The sequence below is a fragment of the Umezawaea sp. NPDC059074 genome (assembly GCF_042738955.1).
In the GTDB taxonomy this organism is placed as follows: Bacteria; Actinomycetota; Actinomycetes; order Mycobacteriales; family Pseudonocardiaceae; genus Umezawaea.
The window spans coordinates 26,263-33,995 of sequence record NZ_JBHYHC010000098.1; the positions used below are offsets into that span (position 1 = coordinate 26,263).

The following is a 7,733-nucleotide window of genomic DNA, read 5'->3' on the forward strand; positions in this document are numbered from 1 at the left end:
GGTCAGAACGTGATGACGACCTTGCCGCGCTTGTGCGAGGTGAAGAAGTCCGACGCGGCCTGGGCGGAGTCGGCGAACGGTGCGGTGCCGCTCACCGGGACGGTGACCTTGCCGGTCTCGACGGCCTCGACCAGGTCGCGCAGCAGTTCGACGCGGCCGGAGTTGCCCACGTAGGCGGCGGTCACGCCGCGGTCGAACGTGGACTCGTCCCAGCCGCCCACCGGCGTCAGGACCCGGCCGCCGTCGCGCACCTCGGCTCCGGGGATGCCCGCGCCGAAGTTGACCACGTCGATCAGCACGTCGACGTCCTTGACCTGCGCGGCGAGGTCGCCGGAGGTGTAGTCGACGGCGTGCCGCGCGCCCAGCCCGAGCACGAACTCGGCCTCCTCGGGGCGGGCGGTCGCCCACACCTCGGCGCCGAGCTGGGCGGCCAGCTGCACGGCGAACACGCCGACGCCACCGGTCGCGCCGACGACGAGCACGCGGTCGCCCGCCTTCAGGTCGGCCGCCTCCACGAGCTCCGCGGCGGTCAGCCCCGCCACCGGCAGCGCGGCCGCGCGCACGGCGTCCACGCCCGCAGGTCGCTGCACGACGGCCGCGCCGGCGTCGACCACCGTGTACTCGGCGATCCCGGCGCTCGCGTACGCGACGACCGCGTTGCCGACCGCGAACCCGGTCACGCCGTCACCGAGCGCCTCGACCGTGCCCGCGACGTCGAACCCGAGGGTGAAGGGGTGCTCGACCGGCATCATCTCGCGCATCACGCCGGTCACCAGCTTGCCGTCGAGCGGGTTGAGCGCGGCCGCCTCGACGCGGACCAGCAGCTGACCGGGGCCCGCGACCGGCGTGGGCAGCTCGACGACCTCGATCTGGTCGACGGGGCCGTAGGAATGGGAAACCAGGGCGCGCATGGGGTGGTCCTCACCGAGTAGTTAGCTGACTAGTCAACGGTAGCACCACGCTACTGTCTTCGGCTGATACCATCGTCACATGAGCGTCCGCCCGCCTTCGCTGCTCGCCATGCCCTCCTACGTGGGTGACCAGGTGGCGAAGTACGGGCGCAGGCACCTGAGGGACGTGCTGGCCGCCGAAGACCTCCTCCTGCCCCAGTACGGGATGCTCGTGGCACTCGCCGACTTCGGCCCGCTGTCCCAGCAGCGGATCGCGGAATCCCTCGACATGGACAAGAGCCACCTCGTCGGCAAGATCGACAAACTCGCCGCACGAGGGCTGTTGGCCCGTGAGTCAGATCCGCAGGATCGGCGTCGGCACCGGGTCGTGTTGACCGAAGCCGGGCAGGCGTTGGTGGACCGGATCCGGCCGATCGCGGAGGAGTCGCAGCGCACGGCACTCGCGGTGCTGTCGGCGGAGGAACGCGCGGTGCTGGAGTCGCTGCTCTTGCGGGTGCTCGCGGCGCACGACGCCGACCGCGTGGGGGAGTAGCGGCTACTGGAGGTCGAGGCGCATGCCGACGCGGCGGTCGGCGGCGATGTCGTTGGCGATGAGGTGGACGACAGGGCGTTTGTGCTTCGGGGAGTAAAGAGACAGGTCGAAGGTGTCCTGCTGGTGGTCCAAGCCGACGGCGTCGTACTTTGTGCGCGTGCCGACCGGGAGGGAGATCCGGTACTCCAACTGGGCGAGAGGTCGGCTGAACTCGCACACGAACTCGTCCACTTCGCGACGTGCCAGCGGCAGGCACTTCCCCGGCCAGGTGTACTCGAGGTGCAGCCGGATCTGGTCACCCTTTTTGGGTAGCGTGGAAACGCAGTGCGCGAGGACTTCCAGCCTGCCGTCCGGCTGCCACCGGGACGTCTCCCGCCAGCGAGTGCTCCCCGTGCCCATGATCTCCAGGCCTGCCAACGTGACCTGGACGTTCCGCTTCGTGTGTTCCGGCTGGCGCCAATTCGAACCTACGCAGATGCGCAGGAAGTGCAGTGCCTCCGCTTCGACGGTGGCGTGCACGATGATCTTTCCGTTGGCGTTGCCACGCTGGTCGATGTCAGTCGTCTCCAGCCAGCGGTGGATGTGCCACATCTGATTCATCTCACGGGTGAGGGCGTTGCAGTACCGCGACAGCAGCAAGCGGTGCTCGTCGGCTTGCGCGCGGAGGGTCCGGTGGTGCGTGGTCAGCATCAGCAGCACACCGATGAGGCCCAAGGTGGCGATGACGAGCGCGCCCGCCTTGATGGCGATCGAGCCGAAGACGGCGCTCAGCAGGCTGGCGAACGCCAGGATGCCCAGCGCCCCCTGGATGAGTCCGGTGATGCCGGTCCTGTCGAGGTAGTCGTCGAGGTAGTTGATGAATCCGCGCAGCACGGGACCTCCACGGCGTTGTCGGTCGCGGAACCTGTCCATCGTGACTCGCGTGAGCGGGTCCGTGTACGCAACAAGGCTGTTCGGGCCGAACTGGACTCCTCGTTTCCGCATTCGACGCATTCGGGGATATCCGAGACCTGCGCTACCTCGTTGTCCCCGCCAGGCCGACGCGCCTCCGCGAAAGATTCTCTCCAAGCTTCGAAACCGCTCCACAGCCTTGCTGACCTGTGCTTCAGCGTGCTCGAGGAGTGAGCCAACCGGCTGTAAACCGGCGCGAACGGCCGACAACGCAGGTTCGTCCTCGTACGATGGTCAGGACGGTGGAGGGTCGGTGAACGGGAGGTCGCGATGACTCATGCCTATGTGGTGCGCTTCGTCGGTGGGCCTCTGGACGGGCGGGTGGATTCGCACGCCGAGCCGCCCGCCGAGCCGAAGGCGACGTTGACGCACGTCCACCTGCACGGCGGGCCGAAGATCGTGCACCACTACGACCTCCAGTACGCGGTCGAGTACGGGTGCGAGTACCGGTTGCGCGACGTCGAGGGCGACGCGGCGGAGTAGTCCGCCTTCTTTCCCGGCAAGACGCGCAAAAGAAACAAATCGTGGACAGTCGGACACATGGGGTTTACCGTATCGATAATGTGAGAGCGCTCTCACAGTGTGAGTCCCTGTTGCTCCGCTGGAGGTTCCCTGTGCGTTCGACCCGACCCCGCCTCGCGGCGTTCGCCGCCGCGCTGGCGGCGGCCACCACGATCACCCTGATACTCCCCCCGGCCGCCAACGCGGTCGCGGTCGGAGCGGGCAGCTACGCCACCGAGCGGCCCGCCGGCACCGTCGGGCCGTCCAACTCCGACGGCGCGCCGGTCACCCCGAAGGTCACCGCGCGCATGGCGGGCCAGCCGGTGCCCACGAACGAGTGGTGGTCGTCGCTGGTCTGGCAGCGGTACGCGGGCAACCCGTACGGCGAGAACCTGTACGCCCACCCGATGTCGTTCCACGCCGCGGCCCAAGGGCTCGGCGTCGGCTACCCGAACACCGCGGCGATCGTCGGCAACGGCACCGCCTACGAGATGATGCACCGCGACGACCTGTTCGTCGGCGTCTCCGGGCTCAACGCCCCGAGCGTCGCGGTCGACGGCTGGTCGGACTGGACGGTCAGTCCACTGTGGACCGCCGGTGGCCGCACCCTGCGCACCACCATCGGCCACGGCCAGCCGTACGTCTTCGCGGAGGCGACCGGCGGCAACGCCCGCGTCGGGTTCAACGCCACCGCCACGGTGTGGAGCAACACTCCCGGCGTTCTCGGGGTGACGATCAACGGCCACGAGTACGCCCTGTTCTCGCCGTCGACCTGGACGGTCTCCGGTTCCGAGGCGACCTCGGCCGCGGGCTTCTTCTCCGTCGCGCTGCTGCCGTCGCGCGACGCGCTGGCCCTGTTCCAGAAGTACGCCTTCTCCTTCGTCACCGACACCAAGGTGTCGTGGTCGTACAACGCGGGCACGGCGCAGTCGTCCGCGACCTACGCGGCGACCACGGTCGCCCGCCAGGGCACGCAGACCGGCACGCTCCAGGCGCTCTACCGCCACCAGTGGTTGAACTCGACCGACGCCGTCACCGCCCACCGCTACGCCTCGCCGCGCGGCGAGATGCGGCTGCGCGAGGGCGGGTCGTTCACCACGCGGCAGGCGTTCAGCGGCGTCCTGCCCGCGCTGCCGCTGTCGAGCCAGGCCGACACCACGAGGCTCCGCAACGAGATCGACGCCGAGCTGAACGCGGCCGACCCGTGGAAGGGCGCGACGGACACCTACTGGACCGGCAAGGCGCTCAACCGGCTGTCGAACCTCGCCCGGATCGCGAACCAGATCGGCTACACGGCGGGCCGCGACCGGCTGATCGCGATGGTCCGCGATCGGCTCACCGACTGGCTCACGGCGACCCCCGGCGAGTCCGGCAGGCACTTCGCCTACGACTCGACGTGGGACACGCTGATCGGCTACCCGGCGTCGTTCGGCTCCGACAGCGAGCTGAACGACCACCACTTCCACTACGGCTACTTCGTCCTGGCCGCGGCGATCGTGGCGCAGCACGACCCGGCGTGGGCCTCGGACGCCCGCTACGGCGGCATGGTCAAGATGCTCGTCAAGGACGCCAACAACTACGACCGCTCCGAGAACCGGTTCCCGTTCCTGCGCACGTTCGACGCGTACGCCGGGCAGAACTGGGCGTCGGGGCACCAGGGCTTCGCGGCGGGCAACAACGAGGAGTCGTCGTCGGAGTCGATGATGTTCGCGACCGCCGCGGTGCTGTTCGGCCAGGCGACCGGGGACAACTCCCTGCGTGACGCGGGCATCTACTTGTACACGACCCAGCAGGCCGCCATCGGCCAGTACTGGTTCAACAAGGACAACGCCGTGTTCCCGGCCGGGTTCAACCACGGCACGGTCGGCATCGTGTGGGGCAACGGCGGCGCTTACGGCACGTGGTGGACCGCGAACCCGGAGGAGATCCACGGCATCAACATGCTGCCGATCACCGGCGGCTCGCTGTACCACGGGGCGTGGAAGGCCGACATCCTCCAGAACATCGCCGAGATGCGGGCCAACAACGGCGGCACGGAGGTGGAGTGGAAGGACGTCATCACCGAGTTCCTCGCCATCGCCGACCCGGCGCAGGCGCTGGCCAACTACGGCGGCGGGCTGGAGCCGGAGGCCGGTGACTCCAGGGCGCACGCCTACCACTGGATCACCTCGCTGAACACCTACGGAACGCCCGACCACACGGTCACCGCGAGCGTTCCGACCTACGCGGTGCTGAACAAGAACGGCGCGAAGACGTACGTCGCGTACAACCCCGGCACGGTTGCGGCGACGGTGTCGTTCTCCGACGGGCAGACGCTGTCCGTGCCCGCGGCGTCGACCGGGTGGCGGGGGCCTGCGGGGTCCGGTGTCGACTCGGGTAGCGGTGGCGTTCCGCCGACCACGACGACTACGACGACCACGACCACGACCACTACTACGACGACGACCACGCCTCCGACGGGTGGGCGCAACGCGTTCGCGACCATCCAGGCCGAGTCGTTCGACGGGCAGAGCGGGGTGCTGACCGAGACCACGACCGACAGCGGGGCCGGGCAGAACATCGCCGGGCTCGGCAACGGGGACTGGGCGCTGTTCCGGGGGGTCGACTTCGGCTCCGCCACCGGGCGGCAGTTCAGCGCGCGGGTCGCCAGCGGTGCGGCGGGCGGCGTGAGCGGGCTGGTGGAGGTGCGCGTGGGCAGTCCCACGAGCGCCGTGCTCGGCTCGTTCGCCGTCGCGAACACGGGCGGCTGGCAGAGTTGGCGGACCGTGCCCGCCAACATGTCGTCGCTGACCGGCAAGCAGGACGTCTACCTGACGTTCACGAGCGGCCAGCCGTCCGATTTCGTCAACGTGAACTGGTTCTCGTTCGGGCAGTGACCCGGTTCCTGTCTTGATCGGCGAAGGACCCGCTCCGGCGGTCCGGTGAGCGCTCACCGGACCGTCGGAGTCCTTTGTGGACACTTCGGTGGGTGGCCCCGCGGTCGGCGGCCGGGCAGTATTCCCGCATGGAACGCGAACCGGTCGTCCAGGTGGGGCTCGTCGTGGCGGCGGTGGCCGTGTCGGCCATCGGGCCCAAGAGCTACGGCACGTGGCTGCTGGAGGTCGCCCCGATCCTCATCGCGCTGCCGATCCTGCTGCTCACCCACCGCCGGTTCCCGCTGACGCGGCTCACCCGCTGGCTGATCGTCGGCCACGCGTGCGTGCTGGCGCTGGGCGGGCACTACACCTACGCCGAGGTGCCGGTCGGGTTCCGCGTCCGCGACCTGCTCGACCTCCAGCGCAACCCCTACGACCGGTTCGCCCACGTGGTGCAGGGCTTCGTGCCCGCGATCATCGTCCGCGAGCTGCTGCTGCGTCGGACGCCGTTGCGCGCCGGGCGGTGGCTGTTCGCGCTCGTGACCTTCACCTGTCTCGGCGTGAGCGCCGCCTACGAGCTGGTGGAGTGGGCCGGAGCGGTGATCGGCGGTTCTTCGGCGGAGGACTTCCTTGGCACGCAAGGGGATGTGTGGGACAGCCAGTGGGACATGTTCCTTGCCCTTCTGGGGGCGCTCGGCGCACAGTTGGCGCTCGGGCGGGTGCACGATCGACAGGTGTCGCGGATGCCGATGACAAAACTGTCGGTGCCATAAGGCAGTCTGCACCCGGTTGGGAATGTCAAGATCGTTCTTGGAGGGGCAGATGGCACAGAGCTCGTTGTCACCGCAGGATCTCGACCACCTGCGCGCGGAGCTCGCCGAGGGGCGCCAGCCCGCTGTCTGGTTCACCTCGGCCGCGGTCGGGGTGGAGGCCGGGCGCTCGGCGAAGGTGATCGCGTTCACCGAGCCGGAGGAAGGCGACTTCATCCAGGTCCGCCCAACGGGGGAGCGCGACGAGATCTCCTTCTCGCCCGCCGAACTGACGACGGAGAAGCCGCCGCGGAAGAAGGCCCCCGCGGCGAAGGCCCCGGAGCCGGTGAAGGTCGCGGAGCCGGAGAAGCCGGTGGAGATCGAGCACGTCTACACGCCCGCGCCGCCGCCCGCGGTGGAGAAGCCCAAGCCGGCACCGGCCAAGGCCGCTCCGGCCGCGCGCAAGGGCGTGAAGCCCGCCGAGGTCACCATCACCCTGACGTCGACCGTCGAAGGCGAGTGGGCGGCCGAGGTCCTGGTCGGCGTCAAGCGCACCCTCCGCCAAGCGGCCCTGAGCCCGAGCGCCGTGGCCCAAGCCGCGAAACTCCTGCACCCCGAAGTGGCCTCGGCCGTGGACGCCGTGCTGAGCGCGGCACGAGAAACGCACCTGGCCCGCGTGGAGCAACTGCGCGCGGAACTGGAGTTGGCGCAGAAGGCCCTGGACGAACTGTCGGGGTGACCACGGATTGCGACGTAGTGATGACAAACAGTCCGCGATCGGGTGATGGGACTTCCCCTGGCTAGCGGTAGGGCGGACGGTGAGGTCGAAATACCTTCGGTGCTGGAGGTCCGCTCGATCACGGGGAGGCCATGATGGCGGTAGAGATCACGACTGTGGAACAGGCCCAGCTCGGTGGCTGCAACTGCTGTGGTGGATGCACCGGGCCCGGGTGCGGGTGTTGCTCGAGCTGTTGACGTGAGTGAAGGCTGCGGCCCCGGTCCCCTTGGTGGGATCGGGGCCGTTGTTCACTCTGTGGGGGGATGTTGAGGGGGTCTTGAATGTCGGACCTCGTGGGTAGCGTGTGTGTCGGGGGGTGCTCACGGGTGGGGGACCCTTGTTTGGGGTGTGATCGGGGTTGCGGGTTTGTTTGGGGTGGTCCGGTGTTGTGGGGGCTAACCCCCGGTTGCGCCAATTATCCCACCCTCTTTCGCTTTGTCAAGGCTGGAAAGACGC

7 protein-coding genes are annotated in these 7,733 nt (G+C 69.0%); 5 read left to right on the forward strand and 2 right to left on the reverse strand.

What is annotated here, in order from left to right:
• Window positions 1-2 precede the first annotated feature (2 nt).
• Entirely contained in the window at window positions 3-911 is a 909-nt protein-coding gene (locus ACFWW9_RS32995) for an NADP-dependent oxidoreductase (RefSeq protein ID WP_390386050.1), read from the reverse strand.
• A gap of 79 nt (window positions 912-990) precedes the next feature.
• On the opposite strand from ACFWW9_RS32995, the gene ACFWW9_RS33000 reads away from it, so the two are divergent.
• Window positions 991-1,443 (forward strand): MarR family winged helix-turn-helix transcriptional regulator, encoded by a 453-nt coding sequence (locus ACFWW9_RS33000; protein WP_390386051.1) that lies wholly within the window; start codon window positions 991-993, stop codon window positions 1,441-1,443.
• Between the two features lie 3 nt (window positions 1,444-1,446).
• Here the strand turns inward: ACFWW9_RS33000 and ACFWW9_RS33005 are convergent, their stop codons facing one another.
• Window positions 1,447-2,316 (reverse strand): hypothetical protein, encoded by an 870-nt coding sequence (locus ACFWW9_RS33005; protein ID WP_390386052.1) that lies wholly within the window; start codon window positions 2,314-2,316, stop codon window positions 1,447-1,449.
• Between the two features lie 348 nt (window positions 2,317-2,664).
• Here ACFWW9_RS33005 and ACFWW9_RS33010 point away from each other — a divergent pair, with 348 nt between their 5' ends.
• From ACFWW9_RS33010 to ACFWW9_RS33025, 4 genes are all read left to right on the forward strand, one after another.
• A complete protein-coding gene (locus tag ACFWW9_RS33010; protein ID WP_390386053.1) occupies window positions 2,665-2,877 on the forward strand; it encodes a hypothetical protein in 213 nt (70 codons plus the stop codon).
• A 131-nt stretch (window positions 2,878-3,008) separates the two neighbouring features.
• Entirely contained in the window at window positions 3,009-5,771 is a 2,763-nt protein-coding gene (locus ACFWW9_RS33015; RefSeq protein WP_390386054.1) for a glycosyl hydrolase, read from the forward strand.
• A 128-nt stretch (window positions 5,772-5,899) separates the two neighbouring features.
• Window positions 5,900-6,523 (forward strand): DUF2238 domain-containing protein, encoded by a 624-nt coding sequence (locus tag ACFWW9_RS33020; RefSeq protein WP_390386055.1) that lies wholly within the window; start codon window positions 5,900-5,902, stop codon window positions 6,521-6,523.
• Between the two features lie 49 nt (window positions 6,524-6,572).
• Window positions 6,573-7,238, forward strand: coding sequence for a DUF6319 family protein (locus ACFWW9_RS33025; protein WP_390386056.1), 666 nt, complete (start codon window positions 6,573-6,575; stop codon window positions 7,236-7,238).
• Window positions 7,239-7,733 lie beyond the last annotated feature (495 nt).